The sequence below is a fragment of the Achromobacter sp. GbtcB20 genome (assembly GCF_019091095.1).
GTDB lineage: Bacteria > Pseudomonadota > Gammaproteobacteria > Burkholderiales > Burkholderiaceae_B > Achromobacter > Achromobacter mucicolens.
Map to the genome: position 1 here is coordinate 1 of NZ_JAGXJZ010000285.1, position 385 is coordinate 385.

1 protein-coding gene is annotated in these 385 nt (G+C 68.8%); it reads left to right on the plus strand.

Annotation, left to right across the window (positions count from 1 at the left end):
• Positions 1 to 129: 129 nt before the first annotated feature.
• A partial coding sequence (locus tag KVT32_RS29005) for a response regulator (RefSeq protein WP_217619304.1) occupies positions 130 to 385 on the plus strand: 256 nt, incomplete at its 3' end.

Here is a 385-nt window from a genome sequence, read left to right on the forward strand (position 1 = left end):
CATCGTGTTGCTGCCGAAACCCTACGTCCTCCTCGACCTGGAACACAGCATCGCCGGCGCCGGCCCGTCGCCGTGCGCCGTCGCGCACTGCGCGGCCGGGCGCGCCGCCTCACTTCCCTATCCAATCCCATGACCGAACACCGTCTCCTCCTGATCGACGACCAGCCCATCAACGCGGAACTGATGCAGGCCATGCTGGCCGACGAGACCGGTTTCGTCGTCGAATACCTGCAGGATCCGCTGCAGGCCGTGCCGGTGGCCGAGGCGTTCGGACCGACCGTGATGCTGGTCGACCTGCGCATGCCGCCGGTCGACGGACTCGACGTCATCCGCGCGCTCAAGGAACGCGCGCGCCTGGCCGAGGTGCCGGGCGTGATGCTGGCCT